This window comes from Nocardiopsis sp. NPDC101807 (genome assembly GCF_044766605.1).
Taxonomy (GTDB): domain Bacteria; phylum Actinomycetota; class Actinomycetes; order Streptosporangiales; family Streptosporangiaceae; genus Nocardiopsis; species Nocardiopsis tropica.
This window is the reverse complement of sequence record NZ_JBIWMK010000004.1, coordinates 66,798-91,172: the sequence shown is the minus strand read 5'-3', so window position 1 is coordinate 91,172 and position 24,375 is coordinate 66,798. Positions and strand designations below refer to the sequence as shown.

Annotated in this window: 20 protein-coding genes and 1 pseudogene; 8 read left to right on the top strand and 13 right to left on the bottom strand. The window is 70.4% G+C overall.

Annotated elements, in window-relative coordinates:
* Positions 1–202: 202 nt before the first annotated feature.
* Entirely contained in the window at positions 203–991 is a 789-nt protein-coding gene (locus ACIRPH_RS13390) for an NUDIX hydrolase (RefSeq protein ID WP_402913531.1), read from the bottom strand.
* 115 nt (positions 992–1,106) lie between these two features.
* On the opposite strand from ACIRPH_RS13390, the gene ACIRPH_RS13385 reads away from it, so the two are divergent.
* From ACIRPH_RS13385 to ACIRPH_RS13375, 3 genes are all read left to right on the top strand, one after another.
* Positions 1,107–1,889 (top strand): hypothetical protein, encoded by a 783-nt coding sequence (locus tag ACIRPH_RS13385; protein WP_402913529.1) that lies wholly within the window; start codon positions 1,107–1,109, stop codon positions 1,887–1,889.
* Positions 1,890–1,998: 109 nt separating this feature from the next.
* A complete protein-coding gene (locus ACIRPH_RS13380) occupies positions 1,999–3,900 on the top strand; it encodes a hypothetical protein (RefSeq protein ID WP_402913526.1) in 1,902 nt (633 codons plus the stop codon).
* A 107-nt stretch (positions 3,901–4,007) separates the two neighbouring features.
* A complete protein-coding gene (locus ACIRPH_RS13375; RefSeq protein ID WP_402913524.1) occupies positions 4,008–4,913 on the top strand; it encodes a phosphorylase in 906 nt (301 codons plus the stop codon).
* Positions 4,914–4,975: 62 nt separating this feature from the next.
* Here ACIRPH_RS13375 and ACIRPH_RS13370 read toward each other — a convergent pair whose 3' ends face one another.
* The 12 genes and pseudogenes from ACIRPH_RS13370 to alr all read right to left on the bottom strand — a co-directional run bounded on the left by ACIRPH_RS13370 (position 4,976) and on the right by alr (position 18,860).
* Entirely contained in the window at positions 4,976–6,289 is a 1,314-nt protein-coding gene (locus ACIRPH_RS13370) for a PQQ-binding-like beta-propeller repeat protein (RefSeq protein ID WP_402913522.1), read from the bottom strand.
* 59 nt (positions 6,290–6,348) lie between these two features.
* Positions 6,349–7,500: a hypothetical protein gene (locus ACIRPH_RS13365; protein WP_402913519.1), complete on the bottom strand. Its 1,152-nt coding sequence runs from the start codon at positions 7,498–7,500 to the stop codon at positions 6,349–6,351.
* Between the two features lie 218 nt (positions 7,501–7,718).
* Positions 7,719–8,894: a PQQ-binding-like beta-propeller repeat protein gene (locus ACIRPH_RS13360; protein WP_402913516.1), complete on the bottom strand. Its 1,176-nt coding sequence runs from the start codon at positions 8,892–8,894 to the stop codon at positions 7,719–7,721.
* An 88-nt stretch (positions 8,895–8,982) separates the two neighbouring features.
* Positions 8,983–10,149, bottom strand: a complete 1,167-nt coding sequence (locus ACIRPH_RS13355) for a PQQ-binding-like beta-propeller repeat protein (RefSeq protein ID WP_402913513.1) — start codon at positions 10,147–10,149, stop codon at positions 8,983–8,985.
* Between the two features lie 150 nt (positions 10,150–10,299).
* The gene (locus ACIRPH_RS13350) at positions 10,300–12,720 is read right to left on the bottom strand and encodes a hypothetical protein (RefSeq protein WP_402913510.1); all 2,421 of its coding nucleotides are present in this window, start codon (positions 12,718–12,720) and stop codon (positions 10,300–10,302) included.
* A gap of 84 nt (positions 12,721–12,804) precedes the next feature.
* Complete coding sequence (locus ACIRPH_RS13345; RefSeq protein WP_402913508.1) at positions 12,805–13,125, bottom strand: hypothetical protein; 321 nt, start codon at positions 13,123–13,125, stop codon at positions 12,805–12,807.
* A gap of 441 nt (positions 13,126–13,566) precedes the next feature.
* Complete coding sequence (locus ACIRPH_RS13340) at positions 13,567–14,397, bottom strand: SDR family NAD(P)-dependent oxidoreductase (RefSeq protein WP_402913506.1); 831 nt, start codon at positions 14,395–14,397, stop codon at positions 13,567–13,569.
* Positions 14,398–14,683: 286 nt separating this feature from the next.
* Positions 14,684–15,718, bottom strand: a complete 1,035-nt coding sequence (gene tsaD, locus ACIRPH_RS13335) for a tRNA (adenosine(37)-N6)-threonylcarbamoyltransferase complex transferase subunit TsaD (protein ID WP_402913503.1) — start codon at positions 15,716–15,718, stop codon at positions 14,684–14,686.
* Positions 15,711–16,145, bottom strand: coding sequence for a ribosomal protein S18-alanine N-acetyltransferase (gene rimI, locus ACIRPH_RS13330; RefSeq protein ID WP_402914758.1), 435 nt, complete (start codon positions 16,143–16,145; stop codon positions 15,711–15,713). Before rimI ends, tsaD begins: the two co-directional genes overlap by 8 nt.
* A gap of 59 nt (positions 16,146–16,204) precedes the next feature.
* Positions 16,205–16,882 (bottom strand): tRNA (adenosine(37)-N6)-threonylcarbamoyltransferase complex dimerization subunit type 1 TsaB, encoded by a 678-nt coding sequence (gene tsaB, locus ACIRPH_RS13325; protein ID WP_402913500.1) that lies wholly within the window; start codon positions 16,880–16,882, stop codon positions 16,205–16,207.
* A gap of 132 nt (positions 16,883–17,014) precedes the next feature.
* Positions 17,015–17,515, bottom strand: a pseudogene (gene tsaE / locus ACIRPH_RS13320) (tRNA (adenosine(37)-N6)-threonylcarbamoyltransferase complex ATPase subunit type 1 TsaE); the annotation flags it as partial.
* A 214-nt stretch (positions 17,516–17,729) separates the two neighbouring features.
* Entirely contained in the window at positions 17,730–18,860 is a 1,131-nt protein-coding gene (gene alr, locus ACIRPH_RS13315; RefSeq protein WP_402913498.1) for an alanine racemase, read from the bottom strand.
* A 193-nt stretch (positions 18,861–19,053) separates the two neighbouring features.
* Here alr and ACIRPH_RS13310 point away from each other — a divergent pair, with 193 nt between their 5' ends.
* The 5 genes from ACIRPH_RS13310 to ACIRPH_RS13290 all read left to right on the top strand — a co-directional run bounded on the left by ACIRPH_RS13310 (position 19,054) and on the right by ACIRPH_RS13290 (position 24,282).
* A complete protein-coding gene (locus ACIRPH_RS13310; RefSeq protein ID WP_402914755.1) occupies positions 19,054–19,782 on the top strand; it encodes a DUF6069 family protein in 729 nt (242 codons plus the stop codon).
* Positions 19,783–20,240: 458 nt separating this feature from the next.
* Positions 20,241–20,573, top strand: coding sequence for a hypothetical protein (locus tag ACIRPH_RS13305; protein WP_402913496.1), 333 nt, complete (start codon positions 20,241–20,243; stop codon positions 20,571–20,573).
* A gap of 12 nt (positions 20,574–20,585) precedes the next feature.
* Positions 20,586–20,960, top strand: coding sequence for a DUF6507 family protein (locus ACIRPH_RS13300; protein ID WP_402913494.1), 375 nt, complete (start codon positions 20,586–20,588; stop codon positions 20,958–20,960).
* Positions 20,961–21,004: 44 nt separating this feature from the next.
* A complete protein-coding gene (locus ACIRPH_RS13295) occupies positions 21,005–23,779 on the top strand; it encodes a hypothetical protein (protein ID WP_402913491.1) in 2,775 nt (924 codons plus the stop codon).
* The gene (locus ACIRPH_RS13290; protein ID WP_402913489.1) at positions 23,776–24,282 is read left to right on the top strand and encodes a hypothetical protein; all 507 of its coding nucleotides are present in this window, start codon (positions 23,776–23,778) and stop codon (positions 24,280–24,282) included. The genes ACIRPH_RS13295 and ACIRPH_RS13290 overlap by 4 nt, the downstream gene beginning before the upstream one ends.
* Positions 24,283–24,375: the final 93 nt, after the last annotated feature.

The window sequence follows — 24,375 nt, the reverse complement described above, 5'->3', positions numbered from 1 at the left end:
GGGGACGCGCCAGACGGACCTCCTCGAACCCCGACCGCTCCCCCGCGGGTGTCGCGCGGCGACACCCGGTGACCGGACGTGCCCCTCCCCGCCGCTCCCCGGCCTCGGGTGTCGCGCCGACCCCCCTCGACGGCGGGGTCGCCGGCCACGGACCCGGACGCGGGCGTCGCGCGCGCCCCACACGCGACCGGGACCGCCGTGGTCAGAACGGTGCGGCACCCGGGCGGGACGGCCCGCCCCACACGCGACCGGGACCGCCCCCGGCGCCCCGGCCGGCGATGTCACCGGAGCGCAGGAGCGGCGGGGACATCGCGGCGGCCCCGCCGAACCGGTAGAGGGCGGCCGGGCGGCCGGTCTCCGAGGTCCTGCGCTCGCCGGTGGGTTCGAGGAAGCCCGCCGTCCTCGTGACCTTGCGGCGGAAGTTGCTGGGGTCCAGCGCGATCCCCCAGATCACCTCGTAGACGTGCCGCAGGTCGCTGACCGTGAAGGGCTCCCGGCAGAAGCTCGTGGCCACCGTGGTGTACTCCAGCTTGGAGCGGGCCCGCTCGACCGCGTCGGCCAGGATCGCCCCGTGGTCGAAGGAGAGGCCGAAGTCCGCGCGCAGGGCCTCCCCCACCGGGGCCCAGAAGGCGTGGGCGGCGTCGGTCCCCGCCACGGGAGCGGGGAGGTCCGGTCCCAGCGCCAGGTAGGCGACGGTGATGACGCGCCCCCTCGGGTCGCGGCCGGGGTCTCCGTAGGAGCGCAGCTGCTCCAGGTGGAGCCGCCCGCCGTCCAGGCCGGTCTCCTCCCGGAGTTCGCGCAGCGCGGCCTCGTCCAGCCCCTCGTCGGGGCGGACGTAGCCGCCGGGCAGGGCGCTGCCGCCGAGGAAGGGCTCCTTGCCCCGCTCGACCAGGAGCACGTGGAGGGCGTCGTCCCGGACCGTGAAGATGACGAGGTCGACCGTCACCGAGACGGGGAACCGGGGAACCGCTGGTGGAGCGCTGTGCGTCATCCGGCCAATCTACTAAAGGTCCCCTTGACCTGAAACGGATCACCCATTATGGTCAAGGTGACTAGAAAGTCTCCTGCCGAGCCGGGACGGTCCGGCCCCCCACGAGGAGCCCACGTTGACGGAATTCATGCTCGGGGTCACCAGTTCGCTGGCCGCCACGGCCGTCACCGTCGGGCTCGGGGGCCTGCTGTCCCGGCGTCTGCGCTGGTGGCTCCTGGCAGCGGTCGCCCGCCTGAGCGGGCTCGGAGTGCTGCGGGTCCACCGGCACCAGGACGACGCGAGGGTCGAGCTGTCCGGCGAGATCAGCCGGGCGCGCTGGCTCCGCGTCATGGTCGGGCGGGGGAACGAACTCACCCGGGACGGCTTCGCGCCACTGTGGAACGGCGGAGGACGGCCGCCGGACTTCGTCCGGGTGCTCCTGCCCGACCCGGGCTCCGACCGGCCCTTCCCCGCCACCTCCCCGGAGGCGGCGGGGGAGGGGCCGGCGGGGCTCCCGGCCGGGGGCCGGGACGGGACCACCCCGGGCCGTGCCCCCGGGGACGGTGGTTCCTGGCTGGAGCGGAGGGAGGAGGAGCTCATCTCCCTCGACCCCGGTTTCGGCCGCGGCCTGCTCACCGAGCAGGTGCTCGCCAACTTCCACTACCTGTCCGAGGCCACCCGGGACCGGAGGAACACGGAAATCCGCTTGTACGACCTCCCGAACCTCTACCGTGTCATCGCCACCGACAACCTCGTCTTCCTCACCCTCTACCAGGGCGACGCGCACGGGCGGCACTCCCCCTGCGTGGTGGCCCACCGGTCCGGGGCGCTGTACGACTTCGCGCTGCGGATCTTCGACACCGCGTGGGAGTCCGCCAGGGTCCCCGGCGGCGCCCCCGCCACGACCCCCGACCCGTAGGGAGACGCCCGAGAGACCCGCAGTCCCCGTCCGCCCCTTCGCACCACCAGTCCCCCATCCGAGACCGGACGCCGAGACCCGGGGCGTCCGCGATCAGTAGGAGCTCGTCGTGACCGAACAGAGCGATCAGCACACCCGAGGCGGTCGGCCCGCCGACCGCGTCCCCCCTCCGCCGACAGCGGCCCCGGCCGTGTGGAACGTCGAGCACGCGGCGGGCGCCCCCGAGTACGACTCCACCGCCCGTCTGAGCGCTGCGGCCTGGCAGGACCCGGCCTTCCGCGCCGACGTCCTGCGGGAGCGCGTCGAGAATCCCCACCGCACCCTCCCCCGGGAACCCGGCCTGGACGCGGCGCGCGTCACCGAGGAGTGCCGCAAGGCGCGCGATGTCCGGGCCACCGCGGGGGCGCTGTTCCTGGGCGCCGTCGTCGTCCTCTCCCTCTTCAACTTCCCGGCCTCGCTCATCGCCCTCGTCCTGGTCGGGGCCCTGGTCGCCGCGGCGCGCCGCCGCCGTGAGGGCGAGGACGCCTCGCGGCGACGCGGGGGGTGCCTGGTCCTCCTGGCCACCGCGGTGACCGTGGTCCTTCTGGTGACCGTCCTCCTGCCGGTCCTCGTCCTGAGCGAGTCGGCTTTCCTCCTCGGGCTGGACCCGTACGGCGCAGGCCCGACGGAGATCTCCGACCCGGGCGGACTCGGCGACGTCCTCCCCCTCTGGGCGGCTCTGCTGATCCTTCTCGGCGCCACCGTCGGCATCGGGTTCTGGGTCCGGCGGAGGACCAACGCCGCCCTCCGCGCCATCCGCGTGCGTGCGGAGCACCCGCGGAGGGACAGCGGCGTGGGCACCGTGCCGGTGGCCTTCTACAACGACCTCACCCCCTTCGTCGGTGTGGGCGAGCCCTACGCCTCCTGGCCCGTGACGCTCAAGCTCTTCCCGGCCCGGGACGGGGCGGAGGCGGCGGAGCACAACGCCGGGGGCGCGGACGCCGCGCACGCGCCTGCGGAGGACGCGCCTGCGGAGGACGTGCCCGCGGAGGACGTGCCCGCGGAGGACGTGCCCGCCGACGCGGACACGGGGACCGGCCCGGGGGCGGAGGACGCCGCCCCGCCCTTGGCGGGCTCGGCGCTGATCGAACGCCTCTACGACCGGCTGCGCACGGAGGTCCCCCGGCTCACCGGCACCGAGGGCATGGGGACGAGCACCCGCCGCGAGGTCGAGGTGGCCGACTGCGTGTTCCTGCCGGGGCGGCGTCAGGACGACATCACCCGGTTGGCCCCGGTACTGATCGACCAGCAGGGATGGCGGCTGCGGGAGGAGTGGGTCAGCGGGTTCGTCGACGCCTTCCATGAGCGCGCCCGCCACTTCGTGGAGATCGGCGTCAGCATGTGGGAGAGCCAGGTGGTGGTGACCTTCTTCGTGCGGCTGACCACCCAGGGCGGGCTGCTCAACATCGAGGGCGAGACGCTGGTCATGCCTCCGGTCTCCCCGTCCTACCAGGTTCCCGAGGGTCCCCTGCCGGTCGGCCCAGACCCGGCGGAGGTCGAACAGCTGCTCGGGTCGGCGTTCATCGGGGTCCTGGACGACCTCAGGACGAACCCTGCGGAGGCCGTGGCCTGGATCAGGTCGCGGAACGCCGCCGCTGAGAGCAGGAACCTGCACGCCTGGGCCCGTGCGCACAAGGAGTTCGTCGACTACTCCCCCAGGATGGGCGTCCGACACCGCGCCGCCGCCCCCGAGCTGAGTCAGCTGTTCCAGGCACACGACGTCGTCCGCGTCACCCGCGCCATCCCGGAGAAGGTGCTCATCTGCGTCCGGGACGTGCTGCGGGAGGCGGGCTACGACACCGAGCAGGTGCGCCGCATCATCAACAACGTCAACAACAACCACGGCAACCAGGTGTTCGGGACACAGAACGCCGACGGGATGAACTTCGGCCCCGGCAGCACCACCGTCGACAAGGGAGCCGGACAGGGAAGCGGGAGCGGGGGCGGCAGGGACGGCTCCGGCCGGGGGTAGTCGCCCGGGGCCGCACGCGGTCGCCCCCGGGCAGGACCCGGTCGCGGTCCCGTCGGCACGGGCGCATGCGCAGGGCATGGCAGCGGACGAAGGTGTGGAGGCAGGACATGGACGGCACGAACCACGGCAACCAGGTGTTCGGGACGCAGAACGCCGACGGGATGAACTTCGGTTCCGGCAGCACCACCGTCAACAAGGGCCCCGTCCCGCCCGAACCGTCGGTGGCGCCGTCCGCCGGTCGGCACGCCCGGCGCGGCACGCTCGCGGACGCGGTGGTGATCACCGCCATCGCGAGCGAGTACGCGGCGGTGGCGGCGCACCTGACCGGGCCGTTCGAGGAGCACGGCGAGAGCGGCACCCTCTACCGGATCGGCACGCTCGCCGGGGAGCGGCGGTCGCGCCGGGTCGCCCTGGCACAGGTAGGGCCGGGCAACGTGGACGCGGGCGTGTCGCTGGAGAGGGCGCGCACGGCCTTCGCACCCGAGGTGGTCCTCTTCGTCGGTGTGGCCGGCGGCGTCAAGGACGTGCGGCTCGGCGACGTGGTGGTGGCCGACGCGATCTACGACTACGAGACGGGGAAGGAGGACGCGGAGGACTTCCGTTCGCGGGCGAAGACGGCCGCCCCGTCCCACGCCGCCGTGCAGCGGGCCATGGACGTGGTGTTCCGGCAGGAGTGGCCGGAGCGCGTGCTGACGGACCGCCTCCCGCAACCGCCCCGGGCCTTCGTCAAGCCGGTGGCCTCGGGCAACAAGGTCGTCGCGGACCGGGACGCGCTCACCGCCGAACGGCTGCGGAAGCACTGCGGGGACGCGGTCGCGGTGGAGATGGAGGGCTACGGCTTCCTGCGCAGCGCCTACCTGTCCCCGGGCGCCGACTCCCTGGTGATCCGGGGCGTCTCCGACCTGCTCAGCGGCAAGGACGAGGACTCCGACACCCTGTGGCAGCCCGTCGCCGCCGCCCACGCGGCGGCCTTCGCCGCCGCGTTCCTCGACCTCTTCGGCTCCGAGGGGTAGGCCCCTCCCGACGCCGGGGGCGGGGTGTACGCCCCGCCCCCGGCCGCCGCGGAACGGGCGGCCTACCGCAGGCCCATGACCCCGCTGCTCCCGGAGTGGTCGATGTAGGAGACCGCGACGGCGCCCGGTACGACGACGGTCTGGTCCACCTCCATGGAGGCTTCCGCGTCCCACGAGAAGGTGACCGGGACGGTCTCCTCGAAGCCCTCGAAGACGGCCAGTTCCGTCTCCCCCGCCCCGCCCTCGAACAGGTCGCCCATGTGGAGCGCCCCGCCCTCCAGGCCGACCGTCTCGACGTCCCCCTGAAGCGCGTTGACGATCGCCGTCCCCTCACCGACCCGCTCGTCCCCCCAGCTCTCCCGCACGTCTCCGCCGATCTCCTGGATCCGGTAACCGCGTGTACGCCCGTCCCACATCCCCAGGAGAGAGCCGTCCTCGCTGGACCAGAGGACTTCCCCCCCTTCCAGTGCCCCGACGTCGCCCGTGGCGGCGTCGACGACCTGTCCGACCTGCTCATAGGGGTAGTAGGCGGTGACGATCCCGCTTTCGTGCACGGTGAGGTCTCGCTCGTGGGCGTCACCGGGGAACATGCCCGCCGGCGCCTCCGTGCGCCACAGCTCGTCCCCCGTCGCCGGGTCGAAACCCGCGAAACCCGACACGAACTCCTGCCCCTCGGTCATCTCGACCGGGTCCTCGCCCTCGGGCTGCTCGTAGCACGTGAAGGCCGCCACCAGGACGTCGTCCGTCGCGGCGGTCCGGTCGACGCTGCCGACGCCGTCGCACCCGGCCACGTCCGGGACGGACCAGGCGGTCGTGTCGCTGCCCAGCTCATGGGCGACCAGGTCCTCGTCGTCCCCGACGGTGATCCAGTGCTCACCGGTGACGCCGGCCAGCCCTCCCCTGACGAGTCCGGACGCGCTGTCCCCGTCCCGCAGTGCGTAGTCGTGGACGGACTCACCCGTGGAGAGGTCGACGACGATCATCCTCGGCGGCGCCTCCGGGTCTTCGGGGTCCAGGACCTGGAGCACGAAGTACCGTCCCTGGCCCGCCACCGCACCGAACACCTCGTTTCCGGGCACCCGGTGCTCCCACATGACTCCGCCGTTCTCCCCGGAGAGGCCGATCACCCCGTCGTCCACGACGGCGGCGACTCCGCCGGGGACGGCGTGGACGCCGGCGAGGTCGGCGACGCCCTCGGGGGCTTCCCAGGTCCACGCCACACCGCTGACGGAACCCGGGCGGTCGAGGTCCCGTATCTCCTCCGAACCCTCCGTGCCGGCAGAGCCGCCCGAACCGCAGGACGTGAGGAGAAAAGCGGCCGCCACGGCGACGGCCGTCCCATATCTCACGGAGAGGTGTCCTTTCAGAGTGCTCATGTCACAGGTGAAGGACCGGCCCCCGGGCGCCTGCCCCCGGCACGGTCGAGCGGGTGCGCTCACTGGTAGGCGACCAACTGCGTGGGCTCCGGAGACCTTCCGTCCACCAGCACGACCGCGCCGGGAACCTCGACCACCTGCCCCGTGAACCGGTCGAAATAGTCACCGGCCTCGATCGGGAAACCGGGGTCGAGCACCTCGGTCTCAGAACCGCCCCACGGCGTGAAACCCAGAGCCAGTCCGGACGAGGCACCGCCCTCCTCCAGGACCTCCACGCTCACCAGGCCGTCACCGAGAGGGAGAACGTCCTCCTCGCTCAGCAGCGGCCCGCCCGAACGCTCGGAAAGCTCGACGGACTCCACGGTCTCCAGGTCCGTTCCGAGCAGGTCGTAGCGACGACCTCCGGCACTTCCGTCCCACGCCAGGACGCTCCCGTCGAACACCCCCGCCACGCTCTGCGACGTACTGGCGACGACATCCCCGTCGGAGGCGTTGAGGACGTGCGCCTCGGGAAGCTCGACCCCCTGGAGGACGATCATGTCTCCGTCGAGGGAGACGGAGGCTGCGGGAAAGGGGCTCGAGGCCTCGTAGGTGAACTCCTCCCGCCAGAGCTCTCCGCCGTCCGCGGGGTCCAGGCCGACGACCGCGGTCGTCACCTCCATGGACTCCTCGAACCGCTCAGGGCTGCACGTGACCAGGACCGCGAGCACCGACTCGTGGAGAAGCGCGTCGACCTGCTGGGCGGGAAGCCCTGGCGCGGCCTCGCACTCCAGCGGCTCCTCCTGCTCCCAGCGGAGCTCACCGCTCCCCACCTCGGCGACCGAGATAGGGCGGAACGACTCCGACTCGCCGGCGGGGCGGGACACCCGCTCATCGCGGCTGACGCGCCACAGGCCCCAGGGGGCCGTCTCCTCCAGGACCTGGAACTCCCCTCCCTCCGCCCCGGTGGCGGCGTCGAGCACCAGGCTCTCCTCCGGGACCTCGGCGTCCTCGGCACCGTGCGCGACCAGGAAGGCCGAGCCGTCCACGGTGCGTGTAGCCGTGAACCTCTCCCCCTCCGCGGCGAGATGGCTCCAGACCTCCTCACCGGTCTGTCCGTGCAGGACCACGATCCCGGTGTCCAGCACGACGGCAGCGCCTGTCGGGACCGGCTCCACCCTCTCGATCGTGCGGCCCGCGGGGGCCTCCCACTCCCAGCCGATTCCGCTCACCGAGGAGACAGCCGGCGGTTCCGAGACCTCCTCAGCGCCACCCGCTTCACCGGGGAAGGAGCAGGAACAGGTGAGCAGAGAAAAGGAGATCAGCAGGGGAACAGCAACCGAAGAGGAAAAGGGCCTCCTGCCTGAGGAAACCGTATTCACACCACGGGACACCGATCATCCTTTCTTCGTGAAGAGCATTTTTGGCACAGCACGAGGGCACGGGACCGCTAGGAGAAAGCCTCCTCGACCTCGACCAGCAGAGCGGAGACATAACCGGGTGCCCCCACCGTCCACTGGCGGGGATTCTGCACGACCTCGCCGTCGATCAACAGAGACTCGTCGATGTCCTCCACCGAGAAGGGAACTCCGTCCTCCTCGACCAGCCATCCGACCGCACCCAGGAGGACATGATCGTGCATGCGCCCCTCGGGGGCCGAGTGCAGGGCGATCTCACGAGGTGCCACCTCGAAGTCATCCAGGGGCTGTGCCGCGTACTCACCCACCCCCGGCGCGCTCCGCCAGGGCTCGGGCACGAACGGCTCGACGCCATTGGTCTCGCTCCCGTGCACGAAGAGGAACTCACCGCTCAGTTCTTCGTCGAACATCCGGAAGACCGCGTCGTCCGGACCGCCCGGGACCGTGTGCTCGTGCACCACATTCACCCGGGGCACCTCGGCTCCCGCCCAGGTCTGCTCCCAGAACGGTTCCCCGGTACCGCCGTCGAGCATCGCGGCGTGCGCCGTGCCGTCCGCCCCGCAGGCATAGGCCACCAGCAGCTGGATCCCGGCAGCAGCGACATCGATGTCCTCCGCGTCCCCGCCGGAGCACGTACCGGTGAGGCTGTGCTCCCACGCGACCTCGCCGTCAGCGGTCCGCCTGGCCGTCAAAGTCCCTCCGGATCCAGCCGTCACCCATACATCACCCAGCGATCGGCTCTCGCCCGGGACCGCCTCGCCCCGGGCGGTGTAGGACTCCAGGACCCGGCCGCGCTCTGCGTCCAACACCGTGACCTGCTCACCGGACACGGGCCCCACATCGGCCCCGTACCTCACCAGTACGGTTTCTCCGGTGCTCTCCACGGAAACGTCGCTCACAGGCGCGGGGATCTCGTGCCGCCAGGCCTCCGCCACCGGATCCACCCCGAAGGAGACGACCTGGTCGTCGAACAGGGCGAGCACACCGGAGCCGGTCGCCAGCAACTCCGTGGCCGGCCCCCGCGAGTCCTCCGCCAGGAACTCCTCCACCGCCTCGAACTCCGCCACGGTGAACGCGCCTCGCGCGTCGTCAGCCACCCCTGGGTCCGCCACGGTCTCACCCTGGGCAGCGCACCCCGCCCCCAACACCACCACTGCGAGCCCGGCGGCCGCGTACCCCCACCGGCCCACCAATCGCACCTGCGTCACGCCTTCACCTCAGGTCTCATTCGCAGCGGCCGGGAAGAGGGCAGCTGCGGCAAGCCGCGTCCAGGGGCACAAGCGCCTCGACCGTCCTCTAACGCAGCCCGATGACACCGCTCCGTCCTTCGTCATCGGTGTAGGAGACCACGACGGCGCCCGGTACGGACACGGCGTCGTGGACCTCCGTCCTCTGCGCGTCCCAGTCAGCCGTGATCTCGGAAGCACCCTGGAAGCCGGCGAAGTAGGCCAGCACCGGCGCGTCCGCCCCTCCTTCGACCTCCTCCGCCAGGTACAGGACTCCGTCCTCCAGGCCGAGGAAGCCACCGCCGCTGACGGTGGGCTCGGGCACGGCCCCGGTCTCCTCCACGAGGCTCGTGAGAGCCTCACCGGAACCATCCTCGTGTCGGTAGTCCCTGGACTCGGCGTGCCAGACCCCCAATGTGGAGCCGTCGGAACTCGACCACAGGACATCGTTCCGCCCAAGATCCGTCACGCCCCCTGAGGAGGGGTCGACCAGCTGACGCACCTCTTCGTAGGGGTATTCGACGACGATCAGACCACTGCCCTGAACCGTCAGCACTCTGCTGTGGGAGTCTGCCGGGAACAATCCGAGCTGGTCCTCGGACCGCCACAGCTCCTCACCGCTGGTGGGATCGAGCCCCACCAGACCAGAGACGAACTCCTGCCCCTCCGTCATATCGACCGGATCTTCGCCTTCCGGCTGCTCGTAACAGGTGAAGGCGGCGACCACGACGTCGTCGAGGACGGCGAGATCGTCGACGGAGCCGACGTCCGTGCACCGCGCCAGGTCGGCCGTGGCCGACGACCACAGGACTTCGCCGTCCTCCCACCGGTGGGCGGTCACACCGGCCTCGTCCTGGACGGCCCAGATGTCGCCCGTGACACCGCTGAGGGACTCTCCGATCTGCGGGGCGAAGCCGACGCGTTCGACAGCCTCGATGCCGCTGGAGTCGAACTCGTGCACGATCTCGCCGGTGCCCGAGTCGAGAACGGTCAGCTCCGCTTCTTCCGTGCCCGCCCCGGTGTCATCCTCCGACCGGAGCACGACGTGGCGACCGTCGTCGGAGACGTTTCCCGTGACCTCCCCCTCGGAGACCCGGTACTGCCAGAGCTCCTCACCGGTCTCACCAGACAGGACGACGACTCCGGCTGCCTGCAGAACCGCCACACCACCGGGCACCGGGAACACCGCCGACCGTGAGCTGTCCGACGCGGCCCAGTCCCACGCGACCTCGCTCACGGCTGACCGGTGATCCAGCTCTACGACGGATTCCGTGACCTCATGCCCTTGAGAAGAACACCCGACGAGGAAAACCGGGAGAAAGAAAATAGAGAATCGAATTCGCACGGAACTTCCAGGTCCATAGAGCCAAGCCATTTCTTGATCCACTCAGTTTTCAGGTCTCCACACGGAAACCGTCTCCCATTTGTCACCAGTCCTGTCAAACGCGCTCAGATAGTTGTGGACCGCATTCGCCATACTCCCCTCACCGTCCAACCAGGGCCGCTCGTCCAGGCTGTCGAATACGGTCTGAAATGTGCCGTCTGTATTCTTCCCCTCCCACTGAGCATGGTCTAGAGGAACGTACCGGTTCCCTCCATCGTCCTCCCGCACCGCCCCCGCCTCCGCGAGCTCGTCCATGAGGTCGGGGTCAGCATTTGCCGCAGCGGAGATGGCAAAACCCATCAGCTTCTCATCATGAGCCCAGTCTTCGATAACGGGAACCCGAGTCCCTTCCGGGTTCTCAGGGATCGACAGGGATTCCTTGGCGGCAAACTTAGCCATCTCCACAACGAAGCCGGAAACATTTCCATCCCCCGCCAGCCCGCCAATGACATCCACTGCCGCGCCCGTCACCTTGTTATGGTAAGCAGCAGCATCATTGTGAACGTCTGAACGGATTGCGCTTTCGTTCATGAGCGCATTATCGACGAGCCCCTGCAGGCTCCCGGCGAGCACCGTGGGCGTATGATCCCTCTCACCACTACTGTTGGCATAGTCTTCCATGCGCTCCGCCGTGTGCATGGAAACCTCTCCGTACACCCGCGCAGCCGCATCCGGATCACCCATGATGAACTGAGTGAACGCCAATCGACTCTCCGCCGACAGTTCAACGCGCTCAAGCTCGTCATTCCAACCATGAGAGACTTCCTTATTTCCCGGAAGCCCATCCGAATCCGAGAATTCATCCATATAGGAAATAAAGATATCCCCGAACCCGTCAGCCAGCTCTCCGTTCAGGTAACCAGCTGATACGTCCATCCAGAGAACTTCCTCCTCGGAGTCCCCCTCGCCGACGCTTTCTTCGAGGTTATGTCCGGTCGCGAAGACGGCCTCTTGGAATGCGGGGGCCTCCATCGTCGCCATCAGGCTCGCGAGGGCGGTTCCCCGGATCTCGTCGGTGACCCCGCCGACGTCCACGCCCCGGCTCTGGCCGATCCAGTCGGTGATGCCGCTCACCGCGGCGCCGTCGTCCGGCCAGTTGTGGGTGTAGAAGGTCTCCAGGATCTTCTCCGGGGTGAGGTCCCCGTGGCTCTCGTGGTGCTGGAACTCGTTGCCCTCGAAGTCCTCGCCCGTCAGGATGATGTAGTTCGCCTCGTCGTTGCGGGAGGCGACGTCGATGACGTTCTGGAAGTGCTCGTCCCCGGGCTCGCCGGCGGCGAAGTAGGGGACGTCGAGCGTGGCGGCCACGGTCCCCATCAGCGTGGTGGAGAACTCCGTTCCGCCCTGTATCCCTGGTCCGGCGCTGTCGAGGAAGTCGCTCAGCGTCGTGAAGGGCTGTCCCCAGTCGCTGTAGGCGTCCATGAAGCCCGGGAGTTCCGAGTCGTGGGAGAGGGTGTTCACGTCGGGGAAGTCCGGCACGTCCAGGACGTCGACGACGTCCTGGGGGAGCCTGTCCATGCCGCCGCCGATGTTCTCGTCGGAGAGTACGAGCATGGAGTTCGCCAGGTTCCGGCTGATGTCGCCGCGCAGCGAGTCGCTGATGTGCTCGCTGGAGTTCACCTGGTCCATGAAGGCGAGGAAGCCGGGGTCGTCGCCGTCGACGGCGCCGAGGTCCCCGAAGAGCGTCTCCAGGAACTCGATCTCGCCGTCCAGGAGCTGGTCTCCGTTCTGCTGGGCGGTCTGCGCCCGCGCGACCACGTTCCCGATGAGGGCGAGGAACTCGGGGTGGTCCTCGAGTGCCTCGATGCTCCCGTCGTGGCCGTGGAGAACCGCGTCCCGGATGTGGATCGCGATCGTCTCGGCCTGGCTCTCGTCGACGTAGAAGTAGTTCAGGTCGTTGGTGGTGTAGAAGCCGATGAGGCCGTACTCCCCCAGGTGCCCGCCCTCGGCCAGCGCACGGATGTTCTCGGGGGTCGGGCCGCCGCGCAGCGTTTCCTCGGTCTCGTCGCAGCGGGTCTCCAGGTCCCGCCACGCACGCTCGGCGTCCAGGTTGTGGGAGTCGACGATCTGCTGGACGATGTTCAGGTTGTCCGGCTCAGCGTTGTTGGCGAGGGCGGTGGAGAGGTTTCCCTTGATCTCCTCGATCTTGTCCTCGTACCACTGGACGTCCGTGCTGATCTTGTCGAGCACGCCGTAGGCGTGGATGCACGCCATCATGGAGCTGCTCCAGGAGGAGTGGTTCTCCTCGGCGGCGCTCCTCAGCCCCTCCCCGACCAGGTCCGTGAACTCGAACCCCACCGGCTGGGTGATGGTGTTGTACTCGCCTGAACGGCCGCTGATCGTGGCGTGCAACTCCTCGAAGGTGCTTCTGGCCGACGCGACGACGCCTCGATCGATCTCGCATTCGGTGTAGCTGAGCGCGGACAAGGGGGACTCCAAAAGATGGGGCTACGGGAGGGGTGTGGGGTACGGGGGCCGAGGAACCCCGGGGGCAGGGGGCGTACGGGGTTTCTAGAAGGGCTGCGGGCCGTTGATCGGGATGTGGTACTCCTCGGCCGCTTCGAGGTCCGTCACGGCGGCTTCGTAGGCGCCGTCCTGGATGTTCTCCGCGAGGGTCCTCGCGTGCTCCTTGACGTCGACCATGTGCTGCGCGTGGTCCTCCCCGAAGGATCCCCACCCCGTGATGCCCGGCGCTGGGCTCACCGCGCTCTTGGCCGCCTGGACCGCTTCGTCGAAGTCGGTCGGCAGGTCCCTGAGCCGGGCCGCCGCGTCCGCCGAGGCGGAGCCGCCCGCATAGGCGTCGTCCGCGTTCACACCAGTGCCACCGGACACAGGCTCACCCACTTCCCTGTTCTGACTTGCTAAGACGTTCCGGCACAACCGGAGGTATCAGCCGTATCCAGCCGATAATCGGAACCCAAGATATCCAGCTCCGAAGGCGGTCCGGGCGGTCGGTCCCCTGTTCGGAGGCGTGGTTGACAGTGTGGCCGGAAGTGGTCAGGGGGATGGCGGGGGCCTGTGTCGCGTGCAAGCACGGGAGGGGAGGGCCGCCCCACGGCCCTCCCCTCCCCCGGTCCTGGGCCCGGCCGGCGGGGACGCCGTCGTCGGTCACGGCGCCCCGGAACGCGCCCCGGCTCTGCGCCACCTCCATGCGCACCCCCTCCGCCGTGATCTCGTACCTCTGGCGAGGTCCGGCGCCGAGAATGTCTAGAGGTACGAGTTCATCCAGTTCAGGGACTCACGCTCCCCACCCGCAACGGTCCGGTCGGCCCGTCAGAAGGGGTTCTCGGCCCCGGTGAGCTCCAGGCTCGCCTTCCACAGGTCCTGGACGGCCTGCTCGTCGTACGCCTGGCCGTTGGCGCGCATCTCCTCGGTCCCGTTGAAGAAGAGTCCCGTGGTCCCGGACAGCTCCGGGTCCGTGACGAGCCGGCGGGTGGCGGCCACCCCCTGCTCCAGGGTGTCGACGCTGCGGTCGGTCATGTCCCGGACGATCTTGGTCGGCATGAAGGTCGCGGGGTGCAGGCTGTTGACCGTGACCTCGTCGGCGGGCAGACGCGCGGCCAGCGCGAAGCCGGACATGATCTGGGCGAGCTTGCTCTGGCGGTACGCCCGGGTCCCGGAGTAGTCCTGCTCCAGCATCAGGTCGTCGAAGTCGAGCGGGGTCTGTCCGAGGGAGGCGACGTTGACGACACGGGACGGGGCCGAGTCGCGCAGCAGCGGCAGGAGTTCGAGCGTGAGCAGGAAACCGGAGAGGTAGTTGACGGCGAAGCGCAGTTCGTGGCCGTCGGCGCTGGTGCGGCGGTCGCGCCCGTCCGGCTCCCCGGACCCGATGCCGGCGTTGCTCACCAGGACGTCGAGGCGGCTCTCCGACGCGCGGATCTCGGCGGCCATGCCGCGGACCTGGCCGAGGTCGGCCATGTCCGCGACCACCGTGCGCGGCCTGGCCGCGCCGCCCTCCCCGATCCGGTCCGCGATCCGGTCGAGCTTCTCCCGGCTGCGCCCGTGGAGGACGAGGTCGACGCCGTCGGCCGCCAGGTCTTCGGCCAGGCCGAGGCCGAGGCCGTCGGTGGCGCCGGTGATGAGGACGGTGCTGGAACGGGTCACTGCGGATCTCCTGGTTCGCTGGCGGTACCGGCGGGGGCGGGGCGTCTGCGCGGGGACGGCGGTGCGGTCGTCGGCGGTGCCGTTCCCCGGGCCGCCGTGTGCCCACCACGCGACACCATAAGGCATCGAACCCGACATCGAGAGCTGTCGACCCGTGTCGGCCGTCCGCACCCTGATCGGCACGACGACACGCCGCCCGGGCCCCGGCGCCGCCCCCGAGGAACACGTGGGGGCGGGACGCCTGTGCGTCCCGCCCCCACGTGCGCTCGGATACGCGCACGACCGCCTACATCGCCAGCGGGGACTCCACCGGCAGGGACGTGTCCGTGGCCAGGTCGAGCGCCGACGGCGGCAGCCCGGCGGCCACCACCTCCGCGCCCAGGGCGGCGATCATCGCGCCGTTGTCCGTGCACAGGCGGGGACGCGGGACGCGCAGCTCGATCCCGGCGTCCCGGCAGCGCTGCTCCGCGAGCGCGCGCAGGGCGGAGTTGGCCGCCACACCGCCGCTGATGACCAGGGTGCTCACCCCGTGCTCGACGCAGGCGTCCACGGCCTTGCGGGTCAGCACGTCCACCACCGACTCCTGGAAGGCCGCGGCGATGTCCGCGACCACCAGGGGCAGGCCCTGGCGGTCGGCGTCCTCGACGTGGCGGGCCACGGCGGTCTTGAGGCCGGAGAACGAGAAGTCGTAGGTGCCGTCGCCCCACTTGCCGCGCGGGAACCGCATGGCCTTGGCGTTGCCCTTCTGGGCGGCCCTGTCGATGGGCGGGCCGCCGGGGTAGGGCAGTTCGAGGAGCCGCGCGACCTTGTCGTAGGCCTCGCCCGCGGCGTCGTCCACGGTGTCCCCGAGGGACACCACGTCGGTGGCCAGGTCGTTGACCAGCAGCAGCGAGGTGTGGCCGCCGGAGACGAGCAGGGCGATGGCGGGCTTGGGCAGCGGCCCGTGCTCCAGCTGGTCCACGGCCACGTGGCCGACCAGGTGGTTGACGCCGTAGAGCGGCTTCCCGAGCGCCATCGAGTAGGCCTTGGCGGCGGACACGCCCACGAGCAGGGCGCCGGCCAGGCCGGGGCCCGCGGTGACCGCGATCGCGTCCACGTCGGAGAGCTCGGCCCCGGCGCTGTCCAGCGCCCGCCGGACGGTCGGGGTCATCGCCTCCAGGTGCGCGCGGCTGGCCACCTCGGGCACGACCCCGCCGAAGCGGACGTGCTGGTCCACGCTGGAGGCGACCGAGTCGCCGAGCAGTTCGCAGCCGCGGACGAGGGCCACGCCCGTCTCGTCGCAGGACGACTCGATCCCCAGGATCAGCGGCAGGTCACTCATGGGTCCCCTTCTCCGCGACGCGTCGCATGACGAACGCGTCGGCCCCGTTGTAGTAGCCCCGGCGGACACCGATCTGCACGAAGCCGAACCTCTTGTACAGGTCCTGGGCGCGCGGGTTGTCCGAGCGGACCTCCAGGAACATGTGGGTGACGCCGCGGTCGGCGGCCCGGTCGAGGAGTTCGGTGAGCAGTGCGCTCCCGATCCCCCGACCCCAGACCTGCTCGGCCACGGCCATGGTCTGCACGTCGCCCTCGGGCGGGACGAACCTCAGCCCGGCGTAGCCCACCACCGTGTCGCCGCTCTCGGCGACCACGTAGTGGCGGGTGGACTCGGCCAGCTCCTCGCGGAGCATGCCCTCGCTCCAGGCGTCGAGCGGGAACAGGGCGCGCTCCAGGGTGATGACCGCCGGGACGTCGTCGGCGGTCATGGCGCGCAGGCGCACGGCGGTCGATCCCACGGCGGCGGGCGCCCGGTCGGCGCCGTCGTTCACTTCACCCACTGGCGCACCTTCTTCGGGGCTCCGGGCTCGACCGCGTCCGGGCGGCGCAGGTAGAGGGGGTTGGGCGCGGGGAGCTCCATGCCCCGGGCCAGGCGCAGCAGGGCCAGTTCTGCCATGGCGGCGGCGTCCGGGTGGAGCGGTGCGGGGTCGGCCGTGCCCGCGCCGAGGACCTCCGCGTACATCCGGGCCCCGTCGCCGACCAGCGGGAGGCCGCCGGTGTCCAGTTCGGCGGGCCTGGCGACCCCGACCTCTCCCACACGGGTGAGGCGGTCGTCGTAGCGCGCCCAGAACACCTCCTTGCGGCGGGCGTCGGTCATCGCGAGGAACGGCTCGGTGCGCCCGGTCGCGAACGCGAGCGCGTCCAGGGTGGTGACGCCGTGGCAGGGGACGCCGAGTGCGTCGGCCAGGGCGTGCGCGGTGGCCAGCCCGACCCGCAGCCCCGTGTAGGGGCCGGGGCCGATGCCGACCGCGATGGCGTCGAGGTCGGCCAGGGCGATCCCGGCCTCCTCGGTCAGCCGCTGGACGGTGGGGCTGAGGAGTTCGCCATGGCGGCGGGCGTCCACGGAGGACGCGCCGGCGCGCAGGGTGAACGCCCCGTCTGGGGCGCTCTCCCCGATCGCGGCGGTGACCGCCGGGGTGGCGGTGTCGAAGGCCAGGAGCAGCACGGGTGTTTCCGCCTATCCGCGCCCGGCGTCGGAGCCGGGCAGGTCGATGGGAGCGTCGGCCGGGGTGACCTCCCCGGAGCCGGCGCCGTCGGCGGCCGCGGTTCCGGGGGAGCCGTCGTGGGCGGGGGGCGGGCCGGCGGCCTCCCCGCGGGGCAGTTCGACCCCGGACCACCGGTCGCCGACGGCGCGCAGGCGCACGGTGCGGGAGTCGTCGCGGTGCCGCTCGATCCGGATCTCCAGCCGGTCCTCGGACAGCTCCTCGGCGACGCCCTCGCCCCACTCGACCACGGTGACGGAGTCGGGCAGGGTCATGTCGAGGTCGATGTCGTCGATCTCGTCCGGCCCGCCGAGCCGGTAGGCGTCCACGTGCACGAGGGCGGGGCCTCCCACCAGGGACGGGTGGACGCGGGAGATGACGAAGGTCGGGGAGGTGACCGACCCGCGCACGCCGAGGCCCGCGCCGAGGCCCTGGGTGAGGGTGGTCTTCCCCGCTCCGAGCGGCCCGGACAGGATCAGCAGGTCGCCGGGGCGTGTGAGGGCCGCGAGGTCGCGGCCCAGGGCGCGCATGGCGTCGTCCGTGGCGGCGGTGACCTCGCGGACGGTGGACACGGTGGTTGCTGTCACGTCTGTCATCGGGCTCGCTGCTCGTCTTGGGGTGTGGTCGGTCGGTGGCCGGGCGCGCCGGGCCGGGGCCTCACGTCGGGGACGTGCCGGCCCGCGCCTGCGGGCGCCGCCCGCACGGGTTCGGGGCCGCCGGGGCGCCCCTGTGGCGGGGCGTGCCGGAAGTGACCTCTTCACCCAGGTTAGGCGGGGTGGGGGACGTCTGTGACCGGTTCTCCGCGACCGGTCAGGCTTCCGCGCCGACGTACTCGCGCGGGACCCGGACGCCCACCCTGGTGACGATCTCGTACGGGATCGTGTCCAGGGCCGCGGCCCAGTCCTGGGCCGTCGGGGCCCCCGGGGTCTCCTCCGGGTCGCCGAACAGTACCGCGTACTCGCCGGCCTCCACCCCGTCGTCCCCCACATCGAGAACGAACTGGTCCATGCAGACTGTTCCCGCGATGGTGCGGACGCGGTCCCCGAGGAGCACGGGGCCCTTGTTGGTGGCGGCCCGGGGGACCCCGTCGGCGTAGCCGAGCGGCACCAGGGCCAGGGTGGTCTCGCGGTCGGTGACGTAGCGGTGGCCGTAGGAGACCCCGCTCCCCGCGCCCACGCGCTTGGTGAGGGCGACGCGGGAGCGCAGGGTCATGGCGGGCCGCAATCCGGGCAAGGAGAAATCCGGGATTGGGGACAGGCCATAACTCGCGATCCCGCCGCGCACGAGGTCGAAGCGCGTCTCGGGCAGGGTGAGCAGCGCGGCCGAGTTCGCGATGTGCCTGACCTCGGGGGTCAGGCCCACCTTGTCGGCGATCTCCAGCGCCTCGTGGAAGTTGGAGAGCTGGAGGCCGATCGACGGGTGGCCGGGCTCGTCCGCGCAGGCGAAGTGCGACCAGATCCCGGAGACGCGCAGGTGCCCGTCGTCCTCGGCGCGGGCCGCGGCCTCGGTCAGCTCCGCCCAGTCCGCCGCGCTCACGCCGCCCCGGTTGAGGCCGGTGTCGATCTTGAGCTGGACGCGGGCGGTGCGGCCGAGGCGGCGGGCCTCGGAGACGACCTCGTCCAGGACCGCGCGGTCGCTCACCCCGAGGTCGATGTCGGCCCCGACGGCCTCGCCGACGGGCTCGCCCGGGGGGATGATCCAGGCCAGGACCGGGACGGTGATCCCGGCCCGACGGAGCTGGAGGGCCTCGCCGATGAGGGCCGTGCCCAGCCAGGAGGCGCCGCCCGCGATCAGGGCGCGCGCGGCGGGGAGCATCCCGTGCCCGTAGCCGTCGGCCTTGACCACACCCATCAACGGGGTGCCGCCCGCGTGCTCGCGGAGCAGGCGGGCGTTGGAGGTGAGAGCGTCCAGGTCGACGCGGGCGTGCGCGAAGTGAGCCATGTCCCCAGTGTTCCACGTGTGGGAGACCCGTGTGGAGCTGCGCGTATGTGGTCTGCGCCCGGGTCCGGGCGTCTCGGCCGTAAGCCGATTCATGCCGGTTGACCAGGTAACTTGCCGTTTTTCATGGTCACTCGTAGTAAACGGAGGAATGCGGGGTATGACCGGCCTCGAAGCCGTATCAGGGGGTACCGGCATGACCGAGTTCGGAAGAGAACGACCCGTCAACACCACGCGTCTCTGGTCGGGTGGCCTCGCCACCGCGGTCGTCGCGGCTCTGGTGATCTTCGCGGGCGCCCTGGTTTTCCGCGGGGTGTTCGACGTACCGGTGCTCGCACCGGAGGAGGCGGGGAACCTGGGCGACGCGAGCACCGTCGCATACGCGCTCATGGCCGCCGTCGCGGCCCTGCTCGCCACCGCTCTGATGCACCTGCTGCTGCTCTCGGCCCCGAAGGCGGGGACCTTCTTCGGCTGGATCGTCGGTCTGGCGACCGCGATCGCGGCCGTGGCCCCGTTCAGCCAGGGCGACGAGACCGCCAGCCAGGGCGGGACGGCGGTGATCAACCTGGTCACCGGCGTCGTGATCATCACCCTGCTGCGGAGTGTGGGGCGCACCTCCACGCTCAACAAGCGGAGCGCCGGCGTGCCCACGACGGTCCAGGGCACGCAGGCCGCGCAGACGCCCGGGGCGACCGTCAGCCCCATCGGGGAGACCCCGCCGCGACCCCGCGAGGATCAGGAACACGTGGTTCCCTCCCACCCCGAGGAGCCCGCCCTGAAGCACGAGGGCATCCTGCCCTCCGTGAGCCAGGAGGAGTACCACCGCACCCAGGTGCGTGCTCAGGACCAGGACGCGGAGGAGGCGCAGGCCAGGGTGGAGCAGATCAGGGAGGAACAGGCCCGGCAGGACCCGAGAACCCTGTAGGAGCCTCCCGAGAGGGACGTGTGGCACACCGAACAACGAGCAGTACGCGAGGGGCGGAGCCGACCGGCTCCGCCCCTCGCCGCGTGGCCGCTCCCGGCCACGCCGGCGTGTCCCGGGACACGGTGCCAGGAGGGTCCGGGACCGGTTCCCTCCGGTCGGCCCCCTCCTGACCAGAGCCGATGCCGACCGGGCGCCCCCGGCCCCGTGTCCGCGGGCGAATCGTCCCCCCTCGTCCGCTCCCCCGGGTGTCGGTGCAGCACGCTAAAAAGGAACTATGCCTACATTCCGTACGTCGCAACTGTCGGACGGTGAGGGCTCGCCGCAGTGGCCGGACCGGTTCGCGAGAAGGTCGTCCCCCACCTGGAGAGAGGCAACCACCCCGTGAGACGCACGACGCCCCGGAGCCCGCCCGCCCCGCCCGTGTCCGTCGCCGCGGCGTCTCCGGGAGGGGTCCTCCGGTGAAGTTCGACCACGTGTCCCCCGAGCACGACGGCCGGACGCCGGCCCCCGGAGCCCGGTTCCCGGAAGGGCACGAGGACCCGGCCGCGGAACCCTCCGCCCCGCTCCACGTCCTCGGGCTCCGGAGGACCTCCGAGTACATGCGCCTGCGCGCCCGCACCGACCTCGAGCGGACCCGCCCGGCGCTGAACCGGCTGCTCCACACCGTCGAGGCCGCCCACCAGGCCGAGGCCGCCCCTCCCCCCGGCGACGCCGCCGACGCGGAGGTGTTCCGTCCCGAGAGCTTCCGCGCCCGCCCACCCGGCCCGACCGATCCGCCCCGCGACCCGTGACCGGAGGACACCATGACCGCTTGGAACATTCAGCCGGCCGAGGTCGGCGCCGTGCTCACCACCACCATGTCCTACATCGGCGAGGAGGGAGGGGGCGAGGGCCTGTTCGGTGACATGGAGACGATCGAGCAGCGCGTCACCTCTCTCAGCACGCACATCAACAGCGCCCCCATCGGGATCGCCCTGGGCGAGTTCGCCGGACACTACTTCGGCCTCATGGGCGACATGCTCGCCCTGACCTCCAACGCCGTCCGGCAGACCAGCGAGGCCACCACCGCCTACGTCGAGGGGAACCGGACGATGGCGCTGGAGGCCCAGCAGAACGCGGGCGTCGTCCCCGACCCGCCGCCGCCCCCGCCCGGCCCGGGGAACGCCCAGCTCGTCTGACCCCGCCCCGCCCTCCCCCGGCCCCCTCCCCCCGGAGTACACCTGTGCCCCCAGCTCCCGACCTGCCGACCTCGACCACGCCCCTGACCACCGATGAGCAGGTCAGCATGCTCACGGACGGGGACGACAAGATCAGCCCCGCGACCTTCCCCGTCCCCACCGCCTCCCCCGGCTACATCGAGACCCTCGCCGCCGCCCTCCGCACCGCCGGCCAGTCGGTGGCCGACACCGGGAACGACATCGACTCATCCTGGGGCGCGCTCACGTCCAGCTACAAGGCCCCCGAGGCGGACGAGCTCTACACGGTCCTGGGCCCCGTGGCCCGTGACGGCGACGATGTCCTGACCGGTCTGGACAACGCCGCGAACGCGCTGGAGAACTTCGCCGAGGACCTGCGCGGCATCAAGAGGCGCTGGAACTCCCTGCGCACCGAGGCCTACACGTTCCGGGCCCGCATCGACGCCAAGGACGACGACTGGCGCGACGCCGAGGGCGTGGCCGGTTTCTTCGGCATCGGCGAGAGCCCCGACGTGGAGGAGAACAGCCGCCTCATCAGCGAGGGCACCGGCATCATCGAGGACTACGAGGCGGCCGAGCGCGACTGCGCCAACCAGATCAACCGCTACGTCCCCGACCGCACCGGGTTCGAGGCGATGCCCTCCGGCGGCGGCGAGCTGGACCCCGACGTGTTCTACCACGGGTACGAGGACAGCCTGTCGGACCTGGCCACCGAGTGGGACATGGGCGGGGCCACCACCGACGAGCACTGGTGGGTCGACGCCGGGGCAGCGGTGTGGGACTTCGGGGTCGGAGCGGTCGAGGGCACCGGGGCGATGCTGGGCATGCACAGCTCCGAGGGGTGGTTCCAGGCGTCCTGGGGCGACGCCCTGTGGGAGTACCACGAGGGCAACGTCCAGTCCGTGGCCTCCCTGGTGGGCATGTACGACGGCGAGTCCGACAGTTGGGGCTGGGCCGGCGGGGACGCGCTCGGTTCCGCCTGGAAGGACCTGGCCCACTCGGTGGTGCCCTGGGAGGAGTGGGGCGAACGCCCCGGGTACGTCATCGGCACCGCCGCGCTCAACATCGTCGCGATGGTCGGCGGCGCCGCCCTGACCGCGACGGGCGTGGGATCGGTCGTGGGCGTGCCGCTGATGGCCTGGCGCGGGATGGCCATCGTCGACGGGATGGGCGGACGCGGCGGCGGCTCGGACTCCGGTTCCGGCACGGACGTGGACGTGGACCTGCCCGCCGGGGTCCCCAATTACGGGGGCGTGAACTCCCCGATCGCGAGCCTGGACGCGAGCTCCTTCGACCGGGGCGACTACAGCCCGGCGCAGTGGACGGAGCTCCAGACCCACCTGGACCGGTGGGCCTCCGCCTCCGACAGCGGCGGAGGGTCCTCGGACCCCGGCGGCCGCCCCGGGGCGCCGGGCCGTCCCGCTCAGCCGCGGAACGACCGCGACGGGCAGGACCCGGCCCGGCCGGTCGATCCCACTGCCCAGCAGCTGGCCGACAGCGAGGCGTTCTGGGACATCGTGGACCGGCCGGACCTGGCCGAGGTCGATCGCGCGGCCGATCAGGGCAACCAGCAGCGGATCGAGGAGGTCGCGCGGGAGTCCCAGACCGACCCGAACGGCCCCAGGGGCTCCGAGGAGGGCCGCTGGACCGCGGCCGAGCTCTTCGACGGCCCCGAGGGCGCCGGCGACCGGGTCCCCGCCGGTGTGGGCGGACGGGGCGACGACACCCTGACCGCCGAACGCGACGCCCCCGTTCCGACCCCCGACCGGACCGTGAATCTCACCGACGGCACCGGACGCGGATCCGACGGCGACCGGGTGGGGGAGCGCGACCCGCGGACCGACACGGACGCGCGGAACCGGCACGGGTCCGACATGCGGGACCGGAACCCGGACGTCCGCAACAGCGCCGACGGCGGCGACCCGCCCAAGCGCACCCCTTCCGGCGAGGGTCAGGACGGCGAGCAAGGGACGCAGAGAGGAACGGTCGGAGACCATCCTTCGGAAGATCGCGGGAACAGCACGGGAAGACCCCGACAACCGACCGTTGAACCTGTCGGCTTCGACACCAGTGGCCCAAGTGAACGATCAGATCTTGCTTCGGAAGACCATGGGCGGTCACCTGAAGGTCCTGATCCGGCCACCAAGGAGCCAGCAATTCTTCGTGATAAGTGGCTCGACCCTGTAGAATTCGGATACACAGATGCTTCAGGGCGCTGGTTCGACGAGGACGGAAATGCATATGCCGAATCTCCAGGAGAAATTTGGCCAGCACAGGCTTACGAACGAATAAGAAATACAACAGGCGACATCGAGGCGATTTCAGAAACAACTGGAATCAAAGAAGAAGCAATCAGGCGCATCAAGGATCATATTTTCTTCAGAGTCCATGATGTCACAGTCGGACCCAACGATGTAAGACGAGGCCGATTCACCCCTGCAGAATATCTCGCCAAGTGGTGGGAGAAAGCCCCGCACGGAGAAATCCCGGAATCCGAAAAGGCAGCTTTCAGAAGGTGGCTCGAACATGAATCCGTAGAAAGCATACTGATGGATTGGGGCATGCCCTATCGTTCACCCGACCCGTCAGCCTGGGAAAGGGATGAAATTTTGGAAGAAATCGCCCCGAATCCGACTGCAACCCACTACGGAGCCCACGACGTCGCACCTGCCGAAAATATGAAAACCCCGTACGGGCAGTACCTAGAGGATTGGAGCAAGCCGAACATCGAACCCAATGCAGACTTGTCCAACGCCGAGGAAATAGCACGACATATCTTCGAGAGGTACCAGGCAGAATGAGCGAACTCGAGCAGCGCGCCGAGCAGATCAAACTGATCAGCTGGAGCGACAAAAGGACCCAGAAGCGGTCTCAGGTACGCCTTCTCCAGGAGCATCTCAGGAGATCAGCCCTGTGGTCTCTCGAACTCCGCGCAGCAGGATGGCCATTTTATGACATAGCCCACTACATCGATCCGGAGGCGCGCGCCCCGGAGGCTTGCGTTCGCGAAGTACACGAAAGCATGTCAGGAAATGGATCCTACCATGTAGTGAAGACAGTTGAATGGTCCCTACACTTCTCTTTTCTGAAAGACAACGGATTCGATCTGACCAGGTTCCCAGACCCCTTCACACCACTCATCCGACTGTACGAAAGGGGCGGAATGGTGAACCTTGACTCAACCGGATTCATTGAGGTCAACGGCATTGGAACCCCAAGAAAGACCGCTGAAAAGTATGCCACAATTAGACCTCTCCTCGAATTTGACGAAGAAGCACTTCAGGAGATGGACCGCAAAAATTGATCTCCAAAACCTGAGACATCATTGACCGACCCTCAGACCACGGCTTTCCTGCCGGGGTTCGTCTCAGCGCAGAGATCCGAAATCCATCCCGAA

Coding starts and splice junctions, on each gene's coding strand:
- rimI (WP_402914758.1), bottom strand. CDS start 16,145: ATGACCGCCGACGACGTCCCGGCGGTCATCACCCTGGAGCGCGCCCTG.
- ACIRPH_RS13370 (WP_402913522.1), bottom strand. CDS start 6,289: ATGAGCACTCTGAAAGGACACCTCTCCGTGAGATATGGGACGGCCGTC.
- ACIRPH_RS13390 (WP_402913531.1), bottom strand. CDS start 991: ATGACGCACAGCGCTCCACCAGCGGTTCCCCGGTTCCCCGTCTCGGTG.
- alr (WP_402913498.1), bottom strand. CDS start 18,860: ATGGCTCACTTCGCGCACGCCCGCGTCGACCTGGACGCTCTCACCTCC.
- tsaD (WP_402913503.1), bottom strand. CDS start 15,718: ATGAGTGACCTGCCGCTGATCCTGGGGATCGAGTCGTCCTGCGACGAG.
- ACIRPH_RS13290 (WP_402913489.1), top strand. CDS start 23,776: ATGAGCGAACTCGAGCAGCGCGCCGAGCAGATCAAACTGATCAGCTGG.
- ACIRPH_RS13300 (WP_402913494.1), top strand. CDS start 20,586: ATGACCGCTTGGAACATTCAGCCGGCCGAGGTCGGCGCCGTGCTCACC.
- ACIRPH_RS13375 (WP_402913524.1), top strand. CDS start 4,008: ATGGACGGCACGAACCACGGCAACCAGGTGTTCGGGACGCAGAACGCC.
- ACIRPH_RS13310 (WP_402914755.1), top strand. CDS start 19,054: ATGACCGAGTTCGGAAGAGAACGACCCGTCAACACCACGCGTCTCTGG.